The following is a 25,362-nucleotide window of genomic DNA, read 5'->3' as shown; positions in this document are numbered from 1 at the left end:
TGTCGAAAAGTTTGATTTTTTTAGGCGAGAAAGGATATATGCTCGACTAAATTTGAATTGATCTTTTCAAAGGGGGAGGCGTAGTTCGTATCTTTAGACTTGGTTAGGGAACCTCCGTTTCGTCACCTAGATTCCTTTGCGCTTGTGTAAGTCACGTACTTTTACGGGAAAGTGCTTACCGTTCCTATGGCTGATGTTTGTGCTGTGGGGCGGGAAGATCGCGAGCAGCCAGGCGCAACCTACCGCCGTTACCTTTACGCATCTGTCGGTCGAACAGGGGCTGTCCAGCACTTCGGTTTACTGCCTGGCCCAAACGGACGAAGGGTTCCTGTGGGTGGGCACCCAAAACGGCCTGCACCGCTTCGACGGCTACGCCTTCGACCTCTTCGATTTTTTACCCGGCGACTCCACTTCTCTGTCGAACAACTGGGTCAAAGCCCTGGCGACCGACTCGGCCGGGCGACTCTGGGTGGCAACCAACTGGGGACTGAACCGCTACGACCGGCTGCACGAAAATTTCCGGGCCTACTTGGCCGATCACAACGATCCACATTCTCTGGGGGATAACAACCTCTGGTGCCTGTTCACCGACTCGCAGGGCGTCGTTTGGGTGGGAACCAACAACGGCCTCAGCCGCTACGACGCGCAGCGCGACCAGTTTACCACCTTTCGGATTCCGACCGACGAAGGCCCCGTTAGCAATGCCATCAACACCATTGTGGAAGACGACGAAGGGTATCTCTGGGTCGGGACGTGGGGCAGCGGCATCTACCGGTTCGACCGCCGGGAAGAATCGTTCGCTTCGTTTGTCACGCTAACGGGCCAGCAAACTGCCCGGCGGCAGTACGTCAAAGTGATGCGCTTCGACCGGGCGGGCGTGCTGTGGATCGGTACCCAGGGCAATGGCCTGCACCGCTACGACCCCCGTTCGCACCAGTACGACATTTACCGGCACGATCCGCAGGACCCGCATTCGCTGGGCGACAATGCCGTGTTGTCTCTGCAAATTGACCGGCAGCAAAACGTTTGGGTGGGGACCTACAACGGCGGCATTTCGTTGTGGAACGACGGACATTTTCTGCGCTACCAGTCGGATTACCTGGACCCGAAATCCTTGCAGGGAAGCTGGATTACCAGTCTGCTGGAAGACCGCTCGGGCATCATCTGGGCGGGTCACGACAACGGCCTCAGCAAGTTCGACCCGCGGGGGCAGCGCTTTTTGTTATACCAGAACAATCCGCTGGACAAAAACACCGTTCCCGAAGGCAACATCAACGTGATGTACGAGGGAAGCGATGGGCTGGTCTGGATCGGTACCTGGGGGGAGGGACTGTGCAGTTTCGATCCGAAAACGCAGAAATTTACGCGCTATCATCATCAGGACAGCCGCCAGGAGAGCCTGGCCGACAACCGCGTGTGGGGCATTCGCGAAGACGCCACGGGGAAGCTGTGGGTAGCCACCAGCAGCGGCCTGGAACTGCTCGACAAGCACACCGGCATTTTTCAGCACTTGGAAGCGCTGCCCGACGGCGACACGCTGGTATCGATCAACGAAGCGCCGTTCTCTTCGCTAACCCTGGGGCCGGACGGCAAGTTCTGGATCGGGACGTGGGGCAACGGCCTGTACGTGTACGACTCCGTGCAGCAGACCACCCGGCACCTGTACTACGATCCGGAGAATCCCAAATCGCTATCGCACGATCAGATCAAATCCATTTTTGTGGACCGGAGCGGCACCGGATGGGTGTGCACGTCGGAGGGCGGCCTGAACCGCGTACAGTTCGACGAGGCGGGCGAACTTCGGCTCACCCGCTTTATGTACAACTCGCGCAGCCCCGAAAGTCTGGGCAGCAACAGCCCCAACGTGGTGTTTGAAGACAGCCGCCAGCGCATTTGGATAGGTACCGACGGCAGTGGCCTGAGCTGGTTCGACGGAGAAACGGGCACTTTCCACCGGGTGCTGCCCCCGGGGGCTGGGGCGGCGCTCAACAGCGTGATGGGCATTTTGGAAGACCGGAACGGCAACCTCTGGCTCAGCACGAACCGGGGCATTGTGAAGTATCACCCCAATACCGAAGCCTTCAAGCAGTTCGACGTCACCGACGGCTTGCAGGGTACGGCCTTTATGGCAAGCCATTGCAAATTGCAAAACGGCATGATGATGTTCGGGGGGCACAATGGCTTCAACATGTTTATGCCCGAGCAGATTCAGGACAGTCCTTTTCAGGCCCCCGTGCTGATCAACGAATTCAAACTTTTTAACGAGTCGGTGGCCATCGGCGAAGGACGAACTGAGCGCGGCAAGCCCTTGCTGACGCAGCCGCTGTATCTGACGCCGGAACTGGTGCTTTCGTACCAGGACTACGTGCTGTCGTTCGGCTTTGCCGCGCTCGATTTTACGGCTCCGCATAAAAATTACTACGCGTACATGCTGGAGGGTTTCGACGACAAGTGGAACTACACCGATGCCAGCCAACGCTTGGCGACCTACACCAACCTGGAGCCCGGCGAGTATACTTTCCGCGTGCGGGGCACGAACAGCGACGGCGTCTGGAGTCAGCATACCGCCTCGCTGCACGTCGTCGTGACGCCGCCCTTCTGGCAAACGTGGTGGGCCTACGCACTTTACGTGGTGGTGGCGGTGCTGGTGCTCTGGCAGTGGCGGCAGTACGTGGTGCGGCGGGAGCGCCTGCGGAACGAGCTGCGCCTGAAACGCCTCGAATCGGAAAAACTGATGGAGGTCGACCACATGAAGACCCGCTTCTTCACCAACATCTCGCACGAGTTCCGCACGCCGCTGACGCTCATTCTGGGGCCGTTGCAAAAGAAGCTGGCGCAGATGACTCCCGACCATGCCGACCGGAACGAAGTGCAGATGATGCACCGCAACGCCCAGCGGCTGCTGCAATTGATCAACCAACTCCTCGACATTTCCAAGCTGGAAGCCGGCAACGTCAAACTCGAACCGACCGAAGGCGATTTGCTCGGATTCCTGAAATCGATCGTCTATTCGTTCTCGTCCCTGGCCGAAGGGAAGCGCGTGGAGCTTTTGTTCGAGTCGACCCGCGAGCAACTGTACGCCTACTTCGACCGCGACAAGGTGGAGAAAATCGTGTCGAACCTCGTTTCCAACGCATTTAAATTCACGCCCGAAGGCGGACGGGTCGAAATCCGCGTGCGTACCGTAGGGCAAACCCTCAACGATCGGGAAATGGTCGAAATCGTGGTGGCCGATACGGGGATCGGCATTCCGGCCGACCGCGTCGAGAAGATTTTCGACCGTTTTTACCAGGTGGACGGCTCGCACACCCGCGAACAGGAGGGCACCGGCATCGGGTTAGCCCTCACCCGCGAACTGGTGGCCCTGCACGGGGGCGTGATTTCGGCCGATAGTGAACTGGGCAAGGGCTCGCGCTTCACGGTGCGGCTGCCGTTGCAACTGCAGGAGCGACTCCTGCCCGCCGAAGAGTCGATGGTGGCGCCGCCCCGGAAACCGAGCATCGTGTTTGAGACGGAAGACGCCTTCCCGACACCGCTGACCACCGACGACGAGCAAGTGCCTCTGCTCCTGATTGTGGAAGACAACACGGAGGTGCGGCGCTACATTCGCGAAAGCTTCGACACGCTCTACCGCGTGGAGGAGGCAGTGCACGGACAGGAAGGGCTCAACAAAGCCATTCAACTGGTGCCCGACCTGATCATTTCCGATCTGATGATGCCCCGGATGGACGGCATTGAGCTGTGTCGCCGTTTGAAAACCGACGAGCGAACCAGCCACATTCCGGTGGTGCTGCTGACCGCCCGTGCCTCGGTCGAAAGCCGCCTCGATGGCCTGGAAACCGGTGCCGACGACTACATCACCAAGCCCTTCCATCCGCAGGAACTGCGCGTGCGCGTGCGCAATCTGGTCGAGAGCCGCCGGAAGCTGCGCGAACGGTTCGGTAAGGAGGTGGTGAAGCGGGAAGTGAAACTGGAGCCTTCGGAGATTGCCGTGACTTCGTCGGACGAGCGTTTCCTGCAAAACGCCATTGGGGTGGTCGAAAAACACATGGGTAATCCGGACTTTGCGGTCGACACCTTCGAGCAGGAAATGGCGCTGAGCAAGATGCAGCTCTACCGCAAACTAAAAGCGCTTACCAACCAGTCGCCGAACGAGTTTATCCGTACGCTGCGGCTGAAGCGGGCCGCCACGTTGCTCGGCGCGCAAAGCGGCACCGTCTCCGAAATCGCCTACGAAGTAGGGTTCAACAACCTGTCCTACTTCTCCAAATGCTTTAAAGAACTCTTCGACGTTACGCCGTCCGAATACGCCAGCCAGTCCGATTCCAAAAGTGTGGTAGGATAGCCCGCGGCCGACGGAGCCAGTCGTGTGTCAGGCCCACGCGCCGCCCCGGCGTTTTCGGTATGCGCACGTTCGGCCTGGGGAAGGCAGAAACCGACCTGGCGTACATTCCTATCGCGGATCGGTTGACAATCAGCGGGTTAATTGCGTACTTACTTCGCGCTTAACCCGTCATGCATGTTCAGTCTCCACACGCTGGAAGTTGTCACCGGACTCATTTTTATCTACCTGTTGCTGAGCCTGCTGGCGACCAACCTTAACGAAATTATCACCAACGCCCTGAGTTTGCGTGGGAAAACCCTGCACCGGGCCATTTCGGTGATGCTGGACGATCCCGGCTTTTCGGAGCTGAGTGCCGCCTTCTATCGCCTTCCCCTCATCAAGCGGTTTGCCGACCGAGGCGACCGGGGCAAACCCGAGTACATCACAAAAAACAACTTTTCGCGTGCGCTCCTGCATCTGTTGCAGGAACGCGAACCCGGCAAAGACCTGCGTAAGGCCTTGCAGAACCTGCCCGACGGCGAAACAAAACAGTTGCTCCTGTCTTTCTATGAGGAGGTGCAGGGCGATTACGACGCGTTCCGGGCGTCGCTCGAAATCTGGTTCGACGAGATGATGGATCGCACTTCGGGTTGGTACAAACGCAAGGTGCAGGTGATCCTGTTCAGCATCGGGATGGGCATTGCCTTGGTGTTCAACGCCGATACGTTGCAAATGACCCGTACGCTTTCGTCCGATCCGGAGGCGTTGCGGCAGATCATGATCATGGCTGAAACGTTCCGGCAGGACCCGCCCCCCACGTTGCGCAAAGCCGCAGTGGACAGCACTAACCTGCTGGTTTACCAGAAAGCCCAGGAACTGCTGCACGAGCAGGTAGAACCCGTCCGCAACATGCTCGGTATGGGCTGGACCGCCGAGCGTTGGGCGTTTTGGCAGAAGGGCAAAATCGATAAAATCCTGTTGCAACTGCTGGGCTGGATGGTAACGGCCCTGGCCATTTCGCTGGGTGCACCCTTCTGGTTCGACCTTCTGAAACGCATCATGACGCTGCGCGGCTCCGGAACGCCCCCCGCCGAAAAACGCCCTCCCGACGTCGCCACGCCCGCGTCGCCCGCTTCCCGCCCCAAACGCTAGAGCGGGGCAAGCAAAGGCCCTAGGTGTAGGAGCCGGTATCCATTCAGTAGCTTCCTGTCATCTCGAACCGAAAAGCGGATGGTGCTTGGTCTGGAAGGGCTGTTGCAGAAGTCAAAAGATTGCGCACACGGCGGCGGATCGCTTTCTGCGCAACGATAACGGACTACGGTTTCATCCTTGGCATCCTACTGCCTCAAGAGAACGCCCGATCAGGCGCGACTTTCGATAGAAATATCTTCCCATGACGGAGCTGCACATGGAATGGGGTCAAGAAAGCTTTTTGTAACATAGAGCATTCTCTTTCACGTTTTGTCAGTCTATGAGTCAACTTTCCATTCCCAACCTCTCCGAACTGCTGGCGACGCTGGCCGGGCAAAAACTGGGTGATCAGGATGTACACTTGAACGTCCTCGACGGGCGGTACGCCCCGCCCATTCAATTGCAGGAAGAGAATACCACTTTTGCGCTGGGCATCGGCGGCAACTTCGAAATCAGGGTCTTCAACTCGGACGACGATGTGGACGAAGACGGCGTGCTGGTCGGAGCCGGGGCGGAAGGGCCACAGGCCGTGCTTCGCTTTCAGGGCGGGCGCGTCTGGTGCAAATACAGACTGCAAGTCGGGGCGGATCTGTCGCTGGGCAGCGTGTACAAACGGCTGGGCCTGCAACTGACGGGCAACCAGGCGGTGGTGTTCAGCACCTACCGCGTCCATGCTCCACACGAGCGCGTTAGTGAAGTCATTGCGCAGGATCTGGCGCAGTTGCCGCTGGTGTTCAGCCTGCCGCCCGAGAATCGGTTCCAGCCGCAGGAAGCCATCGCGTTGCAGGTGCAGAATTCGCTGGCGGTGCAGGCCACGGTCCAGTGGGTCGACCTGCTGGCGGGGGCGTTTCCGCTCATTCAGCGGACGCTGGCGCTGCAAAAGGTGACGGGCGTGGTGCTGGGCAGTAACCTTTCGGCCAGTTTTAGCCTGAGTCTGGCGGACCAGTTTCGGCTGGTGGTGGTGCGCGACCGTGCCACGACCTACCGCGTATCGTACCAGAAGGCGCGCTCCCGGAGTGTGGGGGGCACGGTGCAGGCCGGTGTGCAGGTGGCGCTGAGTACGCTCGACGTGTTGACGGGCCTGGTGAACGAACTGATGACGCAACTGACGGGACTAGGCCGGCAGAAACTCGAGCAGGTGGTAGGCGTCGACGGCGTGCAGAAGCTCGGCGACGTAGACCGGAAGCTGGTACAACAGGCTGCCGACCGTCTTTTTCCCGAAGGTTGGAACGAGAACCTGCAACAGTTGCAGCATCGCTGGCAGGAGACCCACGCCCAACTGAAGGGGATTCTGACCAAAGCTGCCATTGCCCGCGCACAGGCCGGTTTTTCGTACGAATACAGCCGGGTACGCACCAACGAGCTGGTGCTGGACCTGAGCATGCCCCGCCCGACGCTCGACAAGCATTTTGCTGCGTTGCGCAATTTCCAGGCCGATGCCTTGCTGCACAGCCGCGATCCGTTTCAGGTGCATACCTTTCTGAAACAAAATACCCTGGAGATCAAACAGGCGTGGGGTTTTTCGCTGGGGCTGGGACCGTGGACGGTGAGCGGCAAAGACCAGAAGCAATTTCGGGCGATAGAGCAACTGAACGAACGGGACCAGAAAAAAGTGAGCGTGCTGGGTGTGCGGGTGTACGAGGCGGGCAGCGGCGGCTGGAAACGGGGCGAAACGACGCGCTACGGCGTCGATTTCAACGCGGCGATGGACGCGTTTGTCGACTCCCCGCGCGCGTCCGATTTCCGGTACGGCCTGTTTTTGTCGTGGGAAGAAGAACACCGCACTGTGCGCAAACCACTCTCTGAAGAGACCCTGTCGGAATGGATCGACCTGGCGACGCTGTGGCGGGCCATGGCCCCAAGTGCCACGGAGGGCCTGGTTCAGACGTTGCAAACGACGCTGGCCGGGGCCGAAGAGGTACGGTTTAGTTGTCAGCTCAAAATCGAGCCCGAACAGTTCGAACGCTTGCTGCCGGAGCTGACCCAACCCCAACCGGACGCTTGGTACCGGGCGCTCGGCGCAGCGCTCCCGTACTGGCACGACTACCCCGGCCGCACCACCGTGGCCGAACGGGAGCGTCTGTATGCCAACCTTTGGAAATACTACGCGGAGCATCCGCAAACCTCGCCGCAGCATCTGGCCCGCATCGCCGCCGACACGCTGCAAAAAGCGGGTTTCCAGGCGTTAGCGCAGCGCGAAGGCGAGTACGCCCGCAACCGCAACGCCGCCGGAGAGCCGTACTTGTTCGGAGGCATTGCGCGCCTCCATCCGCAGGTGTTCCGCGACTGGGAACAGTTCAACCTGGGCTTGCAGGAATTGCAGACGGGCATCGCGCAACGTCGCCCTTACGAGAGTGTGTTGCGGCGCAGTTTCGAGAAGATGGAGGAGTTTTGGGAACAGGCGCTGTACGTCCGAACGCTGGGTTTCTATCTGCTCGAACGCGCTGAAACCCTGCCGTTCTACGCGCTGTTGCAGCGCACCGTGCAAATTACCTATCGCCAGGGCGGTGCCGAAAAAACGTGGCTGTACGGAGCGTAACCTAACCCGAATGCTGAGCCATCTTTGCGCCGAAGGAGCTAAGGGCTTTCTGAAATCTGCAACCGGTCTTGTGGGATCAAGAGAAGGGTAAACCGTTGTGATTATGCGGTGTAATTGTATTTTTGTGCAAACAAAAGGTTGTTTGGTTTAGATTAACGAGCGGAAAATAATAACTTGCCTAAGAGGAGTTACGAAAGGGTGACGCCGCAACCAACAGACCGAGCCATGATGTGGGCATCGCTCCGTCTCTCCCGGTTCGCACAGGCCATCAACACTGCGCACCCCGTTTAGAGACCATACATCAAGGGTTATGTTTATGCGAGAACAAGTCCGATTGGAAGAGCTGCTGGCTTACAAAATACTGGATACCTCTCCTGAGAAAGAGTTGGACGAACTGGCGGAGATTGCGTCTGCGGTTTGTGGTACGCCCATTTCCTTGATTTCCTTTCTGGACGATACCCGGCAGTGGTTCAAAGCCCGGAGAGGCATCGACGTTTCCGAAACACCCCGGTCGGTGTCGTTTTGCCAACATGCCCTGCACCAGGCGAAAGAGGTCTTGGTCATCGACGACCCGCTCAACGACGAACGTTTCAAAGCCAATCCGTTTGTGCAGGGCGCGCCTTACATCCGCTTTTACGCGGGTGCGCCGTTGGAAACGCCGAACGGAAATGTGCTCGGAACTTTGTGTGTGATCGATACAAAACCACGCAAGATTACCGGCGATCAGAAAAAGGCCCTCATGCTTCTGGCCAAAAAAGCGATGGACCACCTGGAAACCCGGCGATTGTTGATCGAACAGGCCAACAAAATCGAGTCAAACGCGGCCCGCCTCCGCAAACTGACCGACTGCGCACCGGGAGCCATTTACCAGTTCGAAATGCGGCCGGACGGTTCCATGGCGTTTCCGTTCATCAGCAAGGGCATGGCGGCGCTGCACCCGCACCTGGACCTCGACGAACTGAAAGCCAACCCCGGCGTGGCGTTTGCTTCCATGCACCCCGACGACATCGTGCCGGTGCAGGAGAGCATCCAGGAGTCGTTCCGAAACCTGACCCGCTGGAACATGGAATACCGGGTGATCACCACCGACGGACAAACGCTCTGGCACTGGGCCAACGCCAACCCGGAGCGGAAACCCGACGGGACGGTCGTTTGGTACGGCACGTTTCAGGACATTACGGAACGGAAAGAATACATTAAAACGCTGGAACAGATCCTGTTCGACATCTCGCACAAAATGCGCGGACCAGTGGCCACCATGTTGGGACTGATGGACGTCATCAACCAGTGTGCGTTGGATGAGCACAACCTGCGCGAGTACGCCGGCTACATCAAACGGGTGTCGGAAGAGATGGACAGCCGGTTGCGGAAACTACACGAGGCGTATTACCAGATCAACCTGAAAAACCAGGGCCTGACCGAAGTGTAAGGCCCGCCGCCCTGGACGGTGACCTGACGATTGACTCTTGCAGTAGGGTGACTATCGGTCGTGCAGCCCCTTTCCCCGGAGAATGTGCGAACGGTATTTTTCGACCCGTGCGGCCCGGGTTTTCGCTTGTTTCGGTTGAGCGAAGTGGAGCAGGTAGCCGCGTTGCCGCCCGGGCGTCAGGCGTTCGAAGGCGGCTTGTAACGCCGGATCCTGATCCAGCTGCTGTTGAAACTCGGCCGGCACGGCAAACTCCGACGTCTTTTTCATTACGACTTTCAGGCCCGCTCGTTCCACCTCGATGGCTTCGTAAACATAGGCGCGGAGGGTGGCTTCCCGGGCCGTGACTTCCCGCGCGTGCGTGAACCGGATCTGGCGCCCGGCCTGTACGTTTTCGGTTTGCTGGACGAGCAGACCTTCCGGATCGTGCAACAGCGCTCCCTGAAAAAAGTTAAGCGCAAAGTAGTCCTTAAACGCATGGATCATCACCAGATTCCGACTCTGAAACGTGTAGCACGGCACGCCCCACTTCAGCGTTTCGGTCAGCCCGCAGTCGAGCAGGAGGGCGCGCAACTGCGCTAACGCCGCCGACCAAGCGTGGATTTTGCAGTCGGGCGTGCCGCCAAGGGGACACCGCCCGCAGCCTTCGGCAAGGTAGTGATCGACTTTCGGATTCATGCCTGTCGGGGTTGAAGATGGACCGACGCAACCTTCCGGTTCGCGGGCCGGAAGTACCACGAAACCACGGTCAGCACCAGCAGCAACAGCGAAGGCGCCAGGGCCGCGAACGAATCGCCCGCCGCAATTCTGGAAAACGTCGCCCCTGACATCGCGAAGAAAAAGCCCGCGTAGGCCCACTCTTTGAGTAGAGGAAACTTCGGCAGCAGCACCGCCACGACGCCCAGAATTTTCCAGAAGCCGAGCAAGGTCAGGAAATAGGGGGGATAGCCCAACTGCGTGATGTTTTCAACTTCTGCCGGCTGGTGGAGGATCTGAACCGCGCCGGTCGACCCCATTCCCAGGGCCAGCCAGAGCGTGGCAATCCAATAGATGATCTGATTTCGCTTCGCCATGTGACTAGGAGGGATGAGGGTAAAGGTCAGTAGCTCAATGAGTTGCTCACGACTTCCTGCAGCCGATCGTGGGCCATGTTGAGGCCGTACGCAAAGGGAAGGCGCAGCAGTTGATCGCGGTCGGCGACGGATCTGAACACGATGTGCATACGGAGTTGGCTGCTGTCGTCGGTGAGGCGCTCAAACTCCAGAAATTCGAGTTGCGGGGGAAAACCGGCATTCGACATTTCGAACGTGCGGACGATTTGCTGGTTCGGGACAAACGTATGGACGACGCCGTGCGCCTGAAACACTACATTCCCCTGCGCATCGGTGGTTTCGAACCGCCAGCCGCCGTGGGGCTTGTTATCCAGTTTCAGCACCTTCGTGCTCATCCATTGCTCGACCAGGTCGGGCTCGGCATACGCCTTGAACAACAGGTCGACCGGCAACGCAAACACGCGGGTGATTTCAAGTTCCTGCTTGCCTTCTTCGGCCGTGAGGTGGGTTTTTCGTTCCATGGCTAGGGTTGGGAGGGGTAAGATTTCATCAGCGATTCCAGTTTGTTGAACCGGTCGTCCCACAATTGCCGGAAGGGTTCGAGGAAATCTGCGATCTCCTTCATCTTCAGTGGGTTGAGGTGGTAGTACATCTCCCGGCCACTTGGTTCCTGGGCCAGTAGCTCGCACTCGGTGAGGATTTGCAGGTGCTTCGACACGGTGGGGCGGGCCGTGTCGAAGTGAGTGGCGATGGTGCCCGCCGTCATGGATTGCGAAGCGACCAGTAGCAGGATGGCACGGCGGGTCGGGTCGGCGATAGCTTGGAAAACGTCTCGTCTCAGGCGCATTGTGTAGTTATTTGACTACAAATATATGCGTAGTTATTTGGCTACGCAATGGTTGGAAGGAAATCCCACTGGATTTTCCGGAAAGGTGGTTGGCGGTGGGGAATGGGGCACCAGTTGCGTGTGAAACCATGCTTCGGCCTGCGCTAATAGGCTATTTACACGAGACCGTTGTCAGAAGTAACAGAAAGAATACTGATCCGCATAGTGTGTAAAGCGACAAAAGGTTTTACGCTGTGCGGGGGGCTTTGCTAGCGTAAGGATCTCAACGACAAAAGGCTAAGATGGTACAAGGGCAGGTGGAAAGGTAAAAGTTTCGTTGCCTAACGCTCTACCGCTACAAAGGGGTTGAAGATAGGTACAGACAAGTTAACTGTGAGGCCTTTCGATTGCGCACTTTCATGTTGTTTTTGCTAAAAACCACCCCTGCAATAGCTCCTAAGTCATGCTGCATTACGGAAATGGCACATGGCTATAGAAATAATATTTTGCACAAAAATAATGATAGAAATATCTTACCGAACATTTCAAAGAAACATTATGAATAATTTTACGAAACTAGCTGGCTACGCTTTGGTATTTATCGGAACGTTCAGTCTAACGGCTTTCTCCTGTGAGGATCTGACGGACGATCTAACCATTAAAGTACCTACTGAGATTGTAAAAACTATCAGAGTTTCATCGGAAGATGCCGGGACGTTCTCTGTGGAAGAAATTATCGACCTGGCCTCCGAAGAGTATAAGGCAAACAAAGAGAACATCAAAGATGCCACAATAGAGAAAATTACGTTCGAGGTAATGGATAATCTTTCGGGTGAGAGTGCAACCCCTACCAATACAGAAATTACGATCTATAATGACGTGCACTATCGACTTTCTTTCAAGCCTTCCGCTGGAACACTGCAAGAGCAATTAGATCAGTTTGTCGTAGTCCAAGATAAGGCGTTGAAAGATTATATTCATACAAACTTTATGGAAGATCCCAGTAATTCAGGCAATCCGGTACTACATATTGTCTTTGATGGAACTGTAGACAAACCTATGGATTATACGGTTACTTTTACCGCCAAGTGTACATTTGAGGCAACCGCTAAATAACCTTAACTAAAAAAGCATGTAAACCTGTTTGCTTCAGCAGACAGGTTTTTTTGTGCCCTTTCCGCTGTGAACGGTAGTATCAATTTGATAGTAGGTCCAAAAGAGTTGTTGGCTACAGCCTTAAGCTTGAACGCCGCTGTGCCCAATTGCGTCACTTCGTCATAGGTAGGATTGTGTCTGGCGACAGGTACGACCGTAGCGCTTCGCCAATACCAACTTGGTTCGACCTACTACCCACGCAGCGATGGCCTACTGTGGGTCATTTTTTTCACTCTACCCCATCCCTCCCTGGCAAAAAGTGCTGGAGCAAGGCAGAGTCTCTAAAGTCCGAAGCGTCACCTGGGGACATAGGGGAACGGTAGGCAGTTCTGTCGTTGAAAACCGCGCTGGTGCGTTCCTGCGCTTCGTGGGGGCGGGCGTTTGCAAATCCCCGGGCTTGCCGTACTTTTGAACACAGGCTGATGGGCTTGGGGGAACCGTTCGGCGGCCCCTTGAAGACCGATCAGCCTTTTTGCGCACCACCACGTTTTTCAAATCCCGTCAACCCCCACGCATTCGTCTTCGTTTCCCACTGATCTGGTGTAATTTACGCGTATGGCCATTAAAGTAGCGCTCCGTCATAAAACTGTTTATAAGTACGACCGGCTGACCACCCTCAGTCCCCACGTGTTTCGCCTGCGGCCCGCTCCGCACTCGCGCACGCCCATCGAATCGTACACGTTCAAGCTTTCGCCGTCCAACCATTTCATCAACTGGCAGCAGGACCCCTTCGGTAATTACCAGGCGCGGGTGGTGTTCCCGGAGCAGACGCGGGAACTGAGCATCGACGTGGAAGTGGTGGCGCGGCTGGAGGTGATCAACCCCTTCGATTTTTTCGTGGAGGAGTATGCCGAACAGTATCCGTTCCGCTACGAGAAGCAACTGCGCAAAGAGCTGGTGCCTTACCTGGAAATCAACGAAGAGGGGCAGCGCCTGAGTGCCCTGGCGAAAGAGATGCGGCCGCAGCACGACGACCGTCCGGCCATCGTCGATTTTCTGGTGAAGCTCAACCAGAAGGTAAACCAACTGGTGGGATATACTATCCGGATGGAACCGGGTGTGCAGGCCTGCGAAGAGACGCTGACCAGGCGCATGGGGTCGTGTCGCGATTCGGCGTGGCTCCTTGTGCAACTGCTGCGGCACCTGGGCATTGCGGCGCGCTTTGTGTCGGGCTACCTGGTGCAGCTCACCGCCGACGTGAAGTCGCTCGACGGGCCTTCGGGACCGGAGGCCGACTTTACCGACCTCCACGCCTGGGCGGAGGCCTACATTCCGGGAGCGGGCTGGATCGGGCTGGACGCCACGTCGGGTCTGTTTGCGGGCGAGGGACACATTCCGCTGTCGTGCACGCCGCACTACAAAAGCGCTGCGCCCGTAACGGGCCTGACCAGCATCGCCGAAGTGGAGTTTGAGTTCGAAAACTCGGTCCGGCGCATTTTCGAAGATCCGCGCGTCACCAAACCCTACACCGAACAGCAGTGGGCGAAGGTGCTGGCCGTGGGCGAAAAGGTGGAGCAGGACCTGATTGACGGCGACGTACGGATGACGATGGGCGGAGAGCCTACCTTCGTCTCGGTCGACGACATGGAAGCGCCCGAATGGAACACCCGCGCCGACGGCCCCCACAAGCGCAAACTGGCCTACGATCTGTTGCTGCGCCTCAAAGAAAAATTCGGACACCAGGGCCTGCCCCACTACGGGCAGGGCAAGTGGTATCCGGGCGAGCCGTTCCCGCGCTGGCAATACTCGCTCTACTGGCGGAAAGACGGCGTACCCATGTGGCACGACATGCGTCTGCTGGCCTCGCCTTACGAGGACCAGGGCCACACCACCCACGATGCCGAGCGGTTCATGCAGGAACTGGCACGCCACCTGGGGGTCAGCGCTGCCTATGCTCTGCCTGCCTACGAAGATCCGGTCTACTGGCTGTTAAAAGAGTCGGAAGTGCCGGTCAACCTCGATCCCCTCGACGTGGACCTGAGCGACCCGGTCGAGCGCCGCAAACTGGCCGAAAACCTGGCGCATGGCCTCAACCAGCCGGTGGGCTACGTGCTGCCGCTGACCTGGAGCTACGACTTCCAGACCTGGGCGAGCGGACGCTGGCAGTTCCGGCGGAAACACCTGCTCCTGATTCCGGGCAACTCGCCGGTCGGGTTGCGATTGCCGCTCGAGTCGCTGGCCTACGTACCTGACGAATTGGTGGACGATCCGGTCGAGCGCAGCCTGTTCGAAGACTTGCCCGAGTTTGAGGCCTCGTACCAACCGGCCATCGATGCGCGCTACGGAAGCGAGCACGAAGCGCAGTTGCGCCCCCGGACGTGGGTGGACGACTCCGAGGAAAAAACCGACAAGCGCCGGTCGAACGGTGCTCCCGAGAAGAAAAAGCCACTCTATGCCATCAACGTGGTGCGCACGGCCCTGGGCATCGAATGCCGCAACGGCGTGCTGTTCCTCTTTCTGCCCCCGGTCGATTACTTCGAGCATTACCTGGACCTGATCGCTTCGATCGAAGCTACCGCCGCCAGGCTGAACCTGCCGGTCTGCATCGAAGGGTATGCGCCGCCGTCCGATTACCGCATTCAGAAGCTGATGATTACGCCCGACCCCGGCGTGGTCGAGGTCAACATCCACCCGCAAAGCAGCTGGCAGGAGTTGGTGCAGACCACCGATACGCTCTACGAAGAGGCGTTTCAGGCCCGCCTGGGCACCGAGAAATTCATGGTCGACGGTCGCCATACGGGCACCGGCGGCGGCAACCACGTCACCATCGGCGGGGCTACGCCGTCGGACAGCCCGCTGCTGCGCCGCCCGGATGTGCTGCGGAGCCTGATTACTTACTGGCAGCACCACCCCGCGCTGTCGTACCTGTTTTCCGGCGCGTTTGTGGGACCGACCAGCCAGGCGCCCCGCGTGGACGAGGGCCGCGACGAGCGCCTCTACGAACTGGAAATTGCGTTCGAACAGATTCCCGACGGGGGAGAGGTGCCGTTCTGGATCGTGGACCGCGTGTTCCGAAATCTGCTGACCGACATTACGGGCAATACCCACCGCACCGAATTCTGCATCGACAAGCTGTACTCGCCCGATTCGTCGGCGGGGCGGCTGGGGCTGCTCGAGTTCCGCGGGTTCGACATGCCCCCGCACAAGCACATGAGCCTCGTGCAAATGCTGCTGATCCGCGCGCTGGTGGCTAAGTTCTGGAAGCAACCCTACAAGCACAAGCTGATCCGCTGGGGAACCGAGTTGCACGACCGCTTCATGCTGCCGCACTTTACCTACCTCGACATGCTCGACGTGGTGCAGGACCTCAAAGAGGCCGGCTACGACTTCGACATCAGTTGGTTCGATCCGTTCATGGAGTTCCGTTTCCCGCGTTTCGGGACCGTTACGATGGACAACATTCAACTCGAACTGCGCTTCGGCATTGAGCCGTGGCACGTGCTGGGCGAGGAGATCACCAACACCGGCACGGCCCGCTTTGTCGATTCGTCGGTCGAGCGCGTACAGGTCAAAGTCAACGGGTTTGTCGAGCATCGCCACATCCTGCTCTGCAACGGTTGCCGGGTACCGCTCCGGGCCACGGGCACCAAGGGCGAATACGTGGCGGGCGTGCGCTACAAAGCCTGGAATCCGCCGTCGGCGCTGCACCCGACCATCGGGGTCGATACGCCGCTCGTGTTCGACGTGGTCGATTCCTGGAACAACAAAGTGCTGGGCGGCTGCACCTATTTTGTGTCGCATCCCGGTGGCCGCAATTACGATACCTACCCGATCAACGCCTACGAGGCGGAGTCGCGTCGCATCAGTCGTTTCTGGGATTTTGGTCACACGCCCGAGGCCATCGCGAATGTGCAGGTGGCGTTCAACAACACCGCGCAACCCTCCCGGTTTATGGCCGAAACCAAACGCGACGTCCGCTACGATGCGCCTATCGAACTGGTGAATACCGAATTTCCCAGTACCTTAGACCTTCGACGTTTTTGGAGAAGAAGAACATGAGTTTGATCGAGCAGGAATCGCCTTCCCTGGCTGAACTGTACCGAAGTCTGGTGGTATCGTACGACGAAACTCTGGAGAAATCCGGGGAGTTTAAGCCGGCGTGGGCGCAACTGCTCACCAACCTGCAACGCCTGGGCCTGCCGCAACTGGAGGCGCGTCACCAGGAAATTATTCGGCAACTGAAGGAAAACGGCGTTACCTACAACGTATACGACGACCCGCAGGGACTGAGCCGCGCGTGGCAGATCGACCCCATTCCGCTGCTGATCGAAGAGCAGGAGTGGCAAACGATTTCGGCCGGCCTGAAACAGCGCGCCGAACTGCTCAACCTGATGCTCCTCGACCTGTTCGGCGAGCGACGACTGATCCGCGACAAGGTGCTGCCGCCGGAACTGATCTACCGCCACAGCGGCTTTCTGCGCGAATGTCAGCAGCTGCGCATTCCCGGCGACTACCAGCTGGTGATCCACGCGGCCGATCTGGCGCGCGGGCCGGACGGGCGCATCTGGGTCCTGAGCGACCGGACGCAGGCCCCATCGGGGATGGGCTACGCGCTGGAAAACCGCAGCGTGGTGAGCAACATCCTGCCCGACCTCTACGAGCACATCCACGTGCTGCCCGTTGCCGAATTTCTGTCGCACTTTCACGAGTCGATCCTGAAAATTCTGCCCCACGCCAAAGAAGATCCGTTCATCGTCTACCTGACGCCGGGGCCCAACAACGAAACTTACTTCGAGCATTCGTACCTCTCGTCGTACCTGGGCTACACGCTGGTGCAGGGCAGCGATCTGGTGGCGCGCGACGGTTACGTGTGGCTGCGCTGCATCGACCGGCTGCAAAAAGTGGACGTGATCATCCGCCGCATCGACGACCTCTACTGCGATCCGCTGGAGTTCAACGAAACCAGCATGCTGGGCGTAGCCGGGCTGATCGACGTGATGCGCCGCGGTAACGTGACGGTGGTCAACCCGCCCGGTTGCAGCCTGTTGGAAAACCGGGGGCTGTTTGCGTTCATGAACGCCGCCTCCCAATACCTGTTGCAGGAAGATCTGAAACTGCCCACGATGGCCACGTGGTGGTGTGGCCAGCCGAAAGAGCTCAGCTTCGTGCTCGACAACCTCGACAAGCTGGTGATCAAGAAGATCGACCGATCCGACCATTTCAAGCGCGTTTACGGCAAAGAACTTTCGAAAAAGGCGCTCGACGAACTGAAACGGCAGATCAAAGCCACGCCGTTCGAGTTCGTGGGGCACGAAGACGTCAGCTTTTCGGCGGTCCCGTCTCTGACGGAAAACGGCATCGATTCGCGGATGGCGGCGGTGCGCTGCTTTGCGATGGCCGGCAAAGGAGGGTATCAGGTGATGCCGGGAGGGCTGTCGCGTCGGTCGGTCGACAAGGAAAGCTTTTCGGTTTCGAACCGCTACGGTGGCATTTCGAAAGACACGTGGGTGGTATCGGGGCACGATCCGGAGCGGCATTCGCTGTCGCTGTCGACCAGCATGTTCAGCAACAAAGAAGTGTCGTTGCCGAGCCGCAGTGCCGAAAACCTGTTCTGGCTGGCCCGCATGACCGACCGGGGCATTGCCACGGCCAACTTCATCCACATTGTGCTGGAGGTGATGAACGAATATTCGCGGACGGCGGTCGCCGAAGAAGATCCCGCGTTGCAGGAATTGCTGAAAGCCCTGACGCACCTGACGGGCAGCTACCCCGGTTTTCTGGACGATGACGACGAAGCGCCGGTGCTCCATCCGCTCGACGAAATCCGGGCGCTGGTCGGCGACCCCCGCAAGCTGGGTTCGATCACCTTCAGCCTGGGCGCGTTGTTCAATTCCGCCATTTCGGTGCGCGATCACCTCTCGCTGGAATCGTGGCGGGTGATGGACCTGATCAAAGAGGCGCAGGAGCAGTTGCAGGTAGCCATCGATGCGGAATCGCTGATTTTCAACATCCAGCAGAAATTACGCGAGATCATCACGCTGCTGTTCACCTTCTACGGGACAGTGACCGAAACCATGCCGCAGCACGCCGGGAAACTGCTGTTTAAAATCGGGAAAATCATCGAGCGGATTCTCAACTCCATCGCCATTATCCGGTCGGTCCTGACGTTCCAGCAGCCGGGCACGGCGCAGCACACCCTGTTCGAAGCGGCGCTTGTGTATCACAACAGCCTGACCAACTACCGTCTACGCTACCGCTCGTCGATGGAACTCCGGTACGTGCTCGACACGCTACTGTTCTCCTCGTCGTTGCCGTATTCGCTGTCGTACCAGCTTCAGAAACTCAGCAAGCACCTGGACGCGCTGCCCAGCCCGCTGAAAAAAGGCCGCCTGAACGCTGCCCAGAAGCTGGTGCTGTCGTCCATCACGACGCTCCAGTTGTCGGACCTGGAAAACCTGACGGAGAAAAACCGGGAGACGGGCTTTTACGAAAACCTCGACGCGATGCTGCACACGCTCGGCGAAAGCATTTCGCAGCTGTCGATCACGTTGACGGAGATGTATTTCAACCACACCCTCGAACAACACTCTTTTTCGCAGTTGTTCAACGACCCACCGCGGAAATGAAATACGAACTGACCCACAAGACGATCTACCGCTACCACGCCAAAACCAGCACGTGCCAGAGCCGGGCCTGGCTGATTCCGAAGGTATTGGAGACGCAGCAGCCCGAAGAAATCGAGATCGAGATTACGCCCACGCCCCGTGAGCTGATCTATGCCGACGACTTTTTCGGCAACAAAACGTTTTATTTTGCGCTGAACACGCCCCACCACGAAATGACGGTGACGGTACGCAGCCTCATCGACAAGCAACCGGCCGATACGGAAGCGCAGCTTTTCGACGACGCGTACAGTTGGGAAGAAGCGCGGGAGCGGATCTACCAGCACGAATCGTACGGCCTGGACCTCTGCCCGTTTATTCTGCCGTCGCCGTTCGTACGCTGGAACGCGGACATGGCCGCCTACGCTGCGCAGGTGTTCCGCAAAGACCGCAGCCTGTTCGACGCGACCCGGGCGCTGGTTGCCCGCATTTTCAAGGATTTCAAGTTTGTGTCTGGTGCTACCACCCTCCACACCCCCGTCGAAACGGTGTTCAAAGAGCGAAAGGGCGTCTGTCAGGACTTTTCTCACCTCGCCATTGCCTGTCTGCGGAGCCTCGGCCTGCCTGCCCGCTACGTAAGCGGCTACCTGGAAACGCTGCCGCCCCCCGGCAAGAAGAAACTGCAGGGTGCTGACGCCTCTCACGCGTGGATTTCGGTCTACATGCCCGACCGCGGCTGGGTTGACTTCGACCCGACAAACAACCTGATCCCGAACGAGCGCCACCTCGTGCTGGCCTGGGGCCGCGACTACGGCGACGTAACGCCCATCAAGGGCATTTTCCAGAGCAGCGGCAAACAAACGCTCAAGGTCGAAGTCGACGTGATTCCCCTCAAAGAATCCGCTCACTTTGACGCACACGGCAGGGCCGAACCAACGTAAGGAGCTGGGGGATGAAGATGGGCTGCTCCGACTCCTCAAAAGAAATTTAGTACGCTGGTATGGACCCTTGACGATGAACGGGGGGCGGTGCAGAGATAAGAAGAATGGAAGATGGATGAGCGGAGTCCGCAAAAGGATTTTAGGTTCTCGATAAGCGGAAGCACCATCGGTTTTTGAATGCCACCGATGTGGTGAGCCGCTACTTCAAAAAAGAAGATTTTCCGTTTCAGATTCCCTTCAACTGCGTTGTGAAGAGTGATGCGCACGAAAACAGCCACTCATTCCCCAACCGCTTCTTCACTCAATCGCTTCCTCACTCCTTCACCACCTGCACGCCCAAAATCTGAATGGCGGCAGGGGAGAGGCGCGCCAGGGTTTCTGGCCGAATGTACCGTTGCTGGTCGATTTGTTGGGGCTGGTCACCGCGGCAGAAGTAGCTGTGAATGGCCCGTCGTGCCGCTGCCGTCTGGTTTGTGGTGCCGCCGTGCCACGTGTGCGAGTTGAAGATAAACACCGATCCGGCGGGTGCTTCGATCAACACTTCGTCGGGATGCGGTTGCATCGGATCGGCGAGGATCTCCTGCGGCAGTTCCCCCGACCGGTGCGTACCCGGGACGAGCCGCGTGGCCCCGTTTTCCCGCGTAAAGTCGTCCAGCAGCCAGATCGAGTTGCACACCTTGAAGTCGTGAGGAGCGACCACCTCGTGCCAGTCAACGTGGAGTTTCTGGAGACCCATCCCCGGTTTGGCCGCCCGGTAGTTGAGCGATGAAAGTTTAAGATAAGGCCCCAGCACGTGCGCCACCGCCGCCAGCACACGCGGATGCGTGTAAAACAGATCGAAGGTTGCACCTTTGTTGACCAGATCGGCCAGCCGGTCGGCCCCCGCCTCTTTCGGATGGCGGATGTAAGGCGAGTCCATCAGTTCGGCCCCCGCGCGTTCGCCTTCGCGGGCCAGTAGCGTCGCCAGCGTTTGGCGAATCGCCTCCAGTTGCTCATCCGACAAAAGCTTGCCCAGCCCGAGGTAGCCGTGTTGGTCCAGAAAAGCCTTTTCTTCTTCCGTCAGGGTATCGGCGCGGACGCCCAGTTGCGCCAGGGTGTTTTCGTGCATGGGACATGAAGGGTTGTGCGAGGAAAGAGCACGTGTCGCGAAATCTATACTGAGCAGCGCGCTCGAGGCGCATTTTCCAGGAAGGTTTCATTGGACCCTCTGGTGACTCGCAAGATTTCTCTTGACTCATCGGCGAGGTGATGAGTGGAAAATCGCTTCCGTCGCTCCTCCAGTGCTTCCTCGGTCAAGCCGGGCTGAAACGCCCGCGTGTAGGTGCCACCGTCTTCGTCCGTGAAGGTAGAAGCGCGAAGCCTGGCGATGATTTTGAGATTGGTCAATAGGGATCAGATACGTTGCGCCAGAAGTACTACGTTTACGAAAGCAGCGAATGGCGAAACGTGCTGTTTCTCGTGGGGCTCTAACAAAGTCGCACTACTTCATACTGACCTTCTGTTCGCCGCCTTTCAACTTCTTTTCTTCGCCGTTCCAGACCAGCACACCGGTGACGCCTTCGGGGAGCGAAACGGTGCCTGTCAGGCGTCCCTGCGCATCTTTTTGAAACTGAACCGCGACTTCGCCCTGCGGATGGGGCACGACGCCTTCCACCTGCCGGAGCGGTCCCAGCGCCGGGGCAATGCGGACGGTCCGGAATCCCGGCGACGTGGAACGGATGCCACAAACGGTGGCGAGCAGATCGAAGTTGGGTGAGGCGCTCCAGGCGTGGCAGTCGGAGCGGGTCGGGTCGGGTTGTTCGGCGAAAGTGGTGAGGCCCAGCTCCAGCATCGCACGCCAGGGGGCGAGTTGCTCCACGTACAGGTCGCCAAGCCCCGCTTTGTAGAGGGCTTGCATCAGGTAAAAGCGGTAGTAGAACGTGGTCTGCGTCAGTTCGGCGTCTTCGAGCAGGCGGCGCATCACGCGGGGTTGGTCCTCCAGCGGAATCACGTTTGTCAGGACGCCCATGGCGTTGGTGTGTTGCGAGTAGGCTTCGTGTTCGGGCGTATCGGCCAGCAGACCCCGGTTGTTGCTGTAACAGCGTCGGTAGATCGTGTTTTTGAGATTGATGGCCTCCCGTCCGTAGCGTTCGGCCTCTTCCGCCAGTCCGAAGTCGGCCATGATGCCGGCGGCGTATTGCAGCGCGTAGAGGTACTGCAACGAAATCAGCGCGGAGCCGCCTTCGTCCACCCCCGGTGGAATGCCGTGCGGAAAGGCCCAGTCGGCGAAATTCCACCACGGCAGCGGTCCCAGCATGCCGGTCCGGTCGACGCGTCGGCCGTACCAGTCCAGCACCGTACGAATGCCCGGCAGCAGCGAGCGCACCAGGTCGGAGTCGTTACGGTGGCGGTGGTAGTCGTGGATCATCGCGATCCAGAACAGCGAGAACGGCGGAATGAGCTGGCGCAGGTGCGACGGGTAGCGACTCTGCGTGATGCCTTCCGGAATCCGCGAATGATCCAACTGAAGAAGCGCCTGTCGCATCAGCCGGGCGTCGCCCGCCACGTAGAGTGAGATCAGCGCCTGAATGCGTGTGTCGCCCACATATTGCAATTGTTCGTAGTAGGGACAATCGAAATACGTTTCTCCGGCGCAGAGGCGGGCCGTTCGCCACCCTACCGACCAGATGGCGTCGAGCGAAGCATCATCGCTGGCAAACCGGGCGCGCTCCTCGAGCGGGTAGGCCGTGAACACGTTGTAGTAATCCTGAAGGGTCAGCGGGGCGTTCCCGGTCGTGATGTCGAGCTGTACGTAGCGGAACGTCCGGACCCACAGCGGTTTGAACAGGCGGTCGGGGCCGCCGTCGGGCAAAAACGAGTCGTGGTAGCCGAAAATTTTCCGGCCCTCCGTCGCGTCTCGATTGCCCTTTTGCAACCGGTCGTCGAATAAGGCTTCGGCGTAAGTTACCCGCACCCGGCTGCCCTGCCCGCCGCTAACCCGCAATTCCGGATAGCCTACCGTCAGCACCTCATTGTCCAGCAGCAGCGAAGCCTGCGTATTCGGCGGGATGGTGATCGGTTGGTTGCCCGCCAGAAACGCTGGAGCGACGGTGAGGCCCTCGGTCCGCTCCACACGGGGCAAGCGCATGGGCGTTTCTTCCAACGGCGGAATGGCGCGGGGCACGAGCAGCCACTTCGCATCGGTGACGAACCCCGGTCCAATCCCCTGCTGAATCCGCCGGGCGTCGGCCCACGCGGCATCATCGAAGTCCGGCCGTTGCCAGCCCCAGGGGTACCGTGCCCCCGCCACCGAATCGGCTACGCCGATGGCCACGTACGCGTGCAGGGCGGGCGTCGTGATCGGAATCGGCTGGTAGGCCTCGTTCTGAAGCGTTTTCCAGCCTGGCGTCCCTGTGTTGATCGTGGTGTGATAGGCCGTATCGGCCGCTTGTAGAATAAACCCCGTCTGTACCGAATGTTGCGCTACCGGCCGGTCAGGTCCGAAATTTACCAGCTCTACGGCAATCACATTTTTTCCTCGTTGCAGGTGCGGCGCGAGGTCGAGCGAATCGTACGGCCAGTGAAATGCATCGTCGCGTGCCGGGCCGAAGCCCACGTAGTGGCCGTTCACGTAGAGCCGGTAGCGGTTGTCGCCCGATACATACACCGGCAGCGAGGCCGGCACCGAGGACAACCCGAACGATTTCCGCAGGTGATACACCCCGTAGGCGTACGGGTCGATGTCGGGCGGGGCAATCCATTGTGCGTACCAACTGTGCCAGTTCCAGCGGTCGTCGGTCCGGTAAGGGCGTTCCTGGGCCTGCAGGGTAGAGAGCGAAACGAAGAAGAGGAGGAGGAAAACGAGGCGTTTGCAGATCATACGCCAAAGTAAATAATCCTGCTTGAATTGCGTTACTCTCTGAAAATGAACCGGTTTCATTGTTTTCTTACATCGGCGGCCGGTGGCTGACGGCAACGGTTGTCCCACCTGCTGATTTTAGTAATTTCACGCGCCATGTCCGTAGTCGTTGATCAACTGGTAAAAACATACGGCAGCCAGCACGCTGTCGATCACATTTCGTTTCGGGTCGAAACCGGCGATATCCTGGGATTCCTGGGACCGAACGGGGCGGGGAAATCTACGACCATGAAAATCGCCACCTGTTACCTGCCGCCGACGAGCGGCCTCGTGACGCTGAACGGTTTCAACGTGGAGACGCAGCCCACAGAAGTGCGGCGACAGGTCGGCTATCTGCCCGAACACAACCCGCTGTACCTCGACCTCTACGTGCACGAGTACCTCCGCTTTGTGGCGGGGATTTATGGCCTCCGCGGCCAAACCGCGAAGAAACGGGCCGCCGACATGGTGGAACTCACCGGACTGGGACGCGAACAGCACAAGAAGATCGGCGCGCTTTCGAAGGGCTACCGGCAGCGGGTGGGGTTGGCACAGGCGCTGATCCACGATCCGTCGGTGCTGATTCTCGACGAGCCCACGACGGGCCTCGACCCCAACCAGATCCTGGAAATCCGGAACCTGATCCGCGAAGTGGGCAAAGAAAAGACGGTCATCTTCTCCACCCACATCCTGCCCGAAGTGCAGGCGCTCTGCAACCGCGTCGTCATCATCAACCGCGGCAAGCTGGTTGCCGACTCGCCCGTCGAGGCGCTGCGCGGCGGCTCTACCATCCAGGTCGAGTTTGAACAGGCCATCGACGAGACGGTCCTGGCGCAACTCCCCGGCATCCGCGACGTACGCGTGCTGCCCCGCCATCGCTACGAACTGCTGACCGAAGCAAATCAGGACCTGCGGGGGGCGGTGTTCCGCCTGGCCGCCGAACGAAGCTGGCCGCTGGTGGGGCTTCAGCGTCAGGAAAACTCGATGGAAGAGGTGTTCCGGGAACTCACTGCTCAAACGCCGGCGGCTCAACCGCAGGCAGAGTAATGGAAGCGGAGGACGAAGTTTCATCTCGCTTTGTCATCTCGAAGACAGTCGCCGTGGCACGGGAGAGATCTTCTATCGGTGGGTTTAGATTTCTCGCTAATGCTCGAAATGACAAAATAATGGAGAAGTGAGTCAAGAGATAGGAATGAATGAGCACAATTATTTTGTGTACATCACGACAAATCCGGGAAGGACAGTGCTTTATACAGGGGTAACAAATGATCTGGCCACACGCATGAAGCAGCATTCGAGACTAGGGGAAACTCTAAATCTTTTGCCGGACGGTATCATTGCTGCCACCTGATTTATTGGGAGCGTTTCGATTCCATATACGATGCAATGGAGCGAGAGAAAGAGATCAAGAAAGGGAATCGGAAGAAGAAAGAAACGCTCATCGCGAGTTTAAATCTGGAATGGAGCTTTCTAAACGATGAAGTTGAGT

At 58.5% G+C, this 25,362-nt stretch carries 16 protein-coding genes; 10 read left to right on the top strand and 6 right to left on the bottom strand.

Translation table 11 applies throughout. From position 1 onward, the window contains the following. Positions 1 to 193: 193 nt before the first annotated feature. The 4 genes from BLR44_RS11300 (at position 194) to BLR44_RS11285 (ending at position 9,483) form a co-directional block, all read left to right on the top strand. Positions 194 to 4,345 carry a hybrid sensor histidine kinase/response regulator transcription factor gene (locus BLR44_RS11300; protein ID WP_089681853.1) on the top strand — a complete coding sequence of 1,384 codons (4,152 nt, stop codon included), beginning with the start codon at positions 194 to 196 and terminating at the stop codon, positions 4,343 to 4,345. A gap of 174 nt (positions 4,346 to 4,519) precedes the next feature. Next, complete coding sequence (locus BLR44_RS11295; protein ID WP_089681851.1) at positions 4,520 to 5,476, top strand: hypothetical protein; 957 nt, start codon at positions 4,520 to 4,522, stop codon at positions 5,474 to 5,476. Between the two features lie 319 nt (positions 5,477 to 5,795). Beyond that, on the top strand, positions 5,796 to 8,054 hold the full coding sequence (locus tag BLR44_RS11290) for a hypothetical protein (protein WP_089681849.1): 2,259 nt from the start codon (positions 5,796 to 5,798) through the stop codon (positions 8,052 to 8,054). Positions 8,055 to 8,370: 316 nt separating this feature from the next. Continuing rightward, the gene (locus BLR44_RS11285) at positions 8,371 to 9,483 is read left to right on the top strand and encodes a GAF domain-containing protein (RefSeq protein WP_176955998.1); all 1,113 of its coding nucleotides are present in this window, start codon (positions 8,371 to 8,373) and stop codon (positions 9,481 to 9,483) included. A gap of 51 nt (positions 9,484 to 9,534) precedes the next feature. On the opposite strand, the gene BLR44_RS11280 is transcribed toward BLR44_RS11285, so the two are convergent. Genes BLR44_RS11280 through BLR44_RS11265 form a run of 4 tightly spaced genes read right to left on the bottom strand, consistent with a single transcriptional unit; the run spans position 9,535 to position 11,379 of the window. Next, positions 9,535 to 10,158, bottom strand: coding sequence for a YdeI/OmpD-associated family protein (locus BLR44_RS11280; protein ID WP_089681846.1), 624 nt, complete (start codon positions 10,156 to 10,158; stop codon positions 9,535 to 9,537). Continuing rightward, positions 10,155 to 10,553: a DoxX family protein gene (locus tag BLR44_RS11275; RefSeq protein WP_089681844.1), complete on the bottom strand. Its 399-nt coding sequence runs from the start codon at positions 10,551 to 10,553 to the stop codon at positions 10,155 to 10,157. Before BLR44_RS11275 ends, BLR44_RS11280 begins: the two co-directional genes overlap by 4 nt. 26 nt (positions 10,554 to 10,579) lie before the next feature. Further along, a complete protein-coding gene (locus BLR44_RS11270) occupies positions 10,580 to 11,053 on the bottom strand; it encodes an SRPBCC domain-containing protein (RefSeq protein ID WP_089681842.1) in 474 nt (157 codons plus the stop codon). A gap of 2 nt (positions 11,054 to 11,055) precedes the next feature. Continuing rightward, positions 11,056 to 11,379 (bottom strand): ArsR/SmtB family transcription factor, encoded by a 324-nt coding sequence (locus tag BLR44_RS11265; RefSeq protein WP_089681839.1) that lies wholly within the window; start codon positions 11,377 to 11,379, stop codon positions 11,056 to 11,058. A gap of 537 nt (positions 11,380 to 11,916) precedes the next feature. Here BLR44_RS11265 and BLR44_RS11260 point away from each other — a divergent pair. The 4 genes from BLR44_RS11260 to BLR44_RS11245 all read left to right on the top strand — a co-directional run bounded on the left by BLR44_RS11260 (position 11,917) and on the right by BLR44_RS11245 (position 19,996). Continuing rightward, on the top strand, positions 11,917 to 12,474 hold the full coding sequence (locus tag BLR44_RS11260) for a hypothetical protein (RefSeq protein ID WP_089681837.1): 558 nt from the start codon (positions 11,917 to 11,919) through the stop codon (positions 12,472 to 12,474). A 594-nt stretch (positions 12,475 to 13,068) separates the two neighbouring features. Continuing rightward, positions 13,069 to 16,512, top strand: a complete 3,444-nt coding sequence (locus BLR44_RS11255) for a transglutaminase family protein (RefSeq protein ID WP_089681835.1) — start codon at positions 13,069 to 13,071, stop codon at positions 16,510 to 16,512. Then, entirely contained in the window at positions 16,494 to 19,079 is a 2,586-nt protein-coding gene (locus tag BLR44_RS11250; RefSeq protein ID WP_218127054.1) for a circularly permuted type 2 ATP-grasp protein, read from the top strand. Before BLR44_RS11255 ends, BLR44_RS11250 begins: the two co-directional genes overlap by 19 nt. After that, the gene (locus BLR44_RS11245) at positions 19,076 to 19,996 is read left to right on the top strand and encodes a transglutaminase family protein (RefSeq protein ID WP_089681831.1); all 921 of its coding nucleotides are present in this window, start codon (positions 19,076 to 19,078) and stop codon (positions 19,994 to 19,996) included. Before BLR44_RS11250 ends, BLR44_RS11245 begins: the two co-directional genes overlap by 4 nt. 313 nt (positions 19,997 to 20,309) lie before the next feature. On the opposite strand, the gene BLR44_RS11240 is transcribed toward BLR44_RS11245, so the two are convergent. Both BLR44_RS11240 and BLR44_RS11235 read right to left on the bottom strand, forming a co-directional pair. After that, positions 20,310 to 21,104 (bottom strand): phytanoyl-CoA dioxygenase family protein, encoded by a 795-nt coding sequence (locus BLR44_RS11240; RefSeq protein ID WP_089681830.1) that lies wholly within the window; start codon positions 21,102 to 21,104, stop codon positions 20,310 to 20,312. Positions 21,105 to 21,476: 372 nt separating this feature from the next. Continuing rightward, positions 21,477 to 23,855 carry an alpha-L-rhamnosidase-related protein gene (locus tag BLR44_RS11235; RefSeq protein ID WP_089681828.1) on the bottom strand — a complete coding sequence of 793 codons (2,379 nt, stop codon included), beginning with the start codon at positions 23,853 to 23,855 and terminating at the stop codon, positions 21,477 to 21,479. A gap of 135 nt (positions 23,856 to 23,990) precedes the next feature. On the opposite strand from BLR44_RS11235, the gene gldA reads away from it, so the two are divergent. Continuing rightward, positions 23,991 to 24,920, top strand: a complete 930-nt coding sequence (gldA, locus tag BLR44_RS11230; protein WP_089682802.1) for a gliding motility-associated ABC transporter ATP-binding subunit GldA — start codon at positions 23,991 to 23,993, stop codon at positions 24,918 to 24,920. Between the two features lie 145 nt (positions 24,921 to 25,065). After that, the gene (locus BLR44_RS29305) at positions 25,066 to 25,224 is read left to right on the top strand and encodes a GIY-YIG nuclease family protein (RefSeq protein ID WP_317042789.1); all 159 of its coding nucleotides are present in this window, start codon (positions 25,066 to 25,068) and stop codon (positions 25,222 to 25,224) included. Positions 25,225 to 25,362 lie beyond the last annotated feature (138 nt).

Source organism: Catalinimonas alkaloidigena, from assembly GCF_900100765.1.
GTDB classification, from domain to species: domain Bacteria; phylum Bacteroidota; class Bacteroidia; order Cytophagales; family Flexibacteraceae; genus Mooreia; species Mooreia alkaloidigena.
Note: the sequence above shows the minus strand (reverse complement) of the source record. Positions and strands in the feature narration are given on the sequence as shown.

Bases quoted from the DNA above. Each gene is read 5' to 3' on its own strand.
- BLR44_RS11300 (WP_089681853.1), top strand. From the start codon at position 194: ATGTTTGTGCTGTGGGGCGGGAAGATCGCGAGCAGCCAGGCGCAACCT.
- BLR44_RS11295 (WP_089681851.1), top strand. From the start codon at position 4,520: ATGTTCAGTCTCCACACGCTGGAAGTTGTCACCGGACTCATTTTTATC.
- BLR44_RS11290 (WP_089681849.1), top strand. From the start codon at position 5,796: ATGAGTCAACTTTCCATTCCCAACCTCTCCGAACTGCTGGCGACGCTG.
- BLR44_RS11285 (WP_176955998.1), top strand. From the start codon at position 8,371: ATGCGAGAACAAGTCCGATTGGAAGAGCTGCTGGCTTACAAAATACTG.
- BLR44_RS11280 (WP_089681846.1), bottom strand. From the start codon at position 10,158: ATGAATCCGAAAGTCGATCACTACCTTGCCGAAGGCTGCGGGCGGTGT.
- BLR44_RS11275 (WP_089681844.1), bottom strand. From the start codon at position 10,553: ATGGCGAAGCGAAATCAGATCATCTATTGGATTGCCACGCTCTGGCTG.
- BLR44_RS11270 (WP_089681842.1), bottom strand. From the start codon at position 11,053: ATGGAACGAAAAACCCACCTCACGGCCGAAGAAGGCAAGCAGGAACTT.
- BLR44_RS11265 (WP_089681839.1), bottom strand. From the start codon at position 11,379: ATGCGCCTGAGACGAGACGTTTTCCAAGCTATCGCCGACCCGACCCGC.
- BLR44_RS11260 (WP_089681837.1), top strand. From the start codon at position 11,917: ATGAATAATTTTACGAAACTAGCTGGCTACGCTTTGGTATTTATCGGA.
- BLR44_RS11255 (WP_089681835.1), top strand. From the start codon at position 13,069: ATGGCCATTAAAGTAGCGCTCCGTCATAAAACTGTTTATAAGTACGAC.
- BLR44_RS11245 (WP_089681831.1), top strand. From the start codon at position 19,076: ATGAAATACGAACTGACCCACAAGACGATCTACCGCTACCACGCCAAA.
- BLR44_RS11240 (WP_089681830.1), bottom strand. From the start codon at position 21,104: ATGCACGAAAACACCCTGGCGCAACTGGGCGTCCGCGCCGATACCCTG.
- BLR44_RS11235 (WP_089681828.1), bottom strand. From the start codon at position 23,855: ATGATCTGCAAACGCCTCGTTTTCCTCCTCCTCTTCTTCGTTTCGCTC.
- gldA (WP_089682802.1), top strand. From the start codon at position 23,991: ATGTCCGTAGTCGTTGATCAACTGGTAAAAACATACGGCAGCCAGCAC.
- BLR44_RS29305 (WP_317042789.1), top strand. From the start codon at position 25,066: ATGAATGAGCACAATTATTTTGTGTACATCACGACAAATCCGGGAAGG.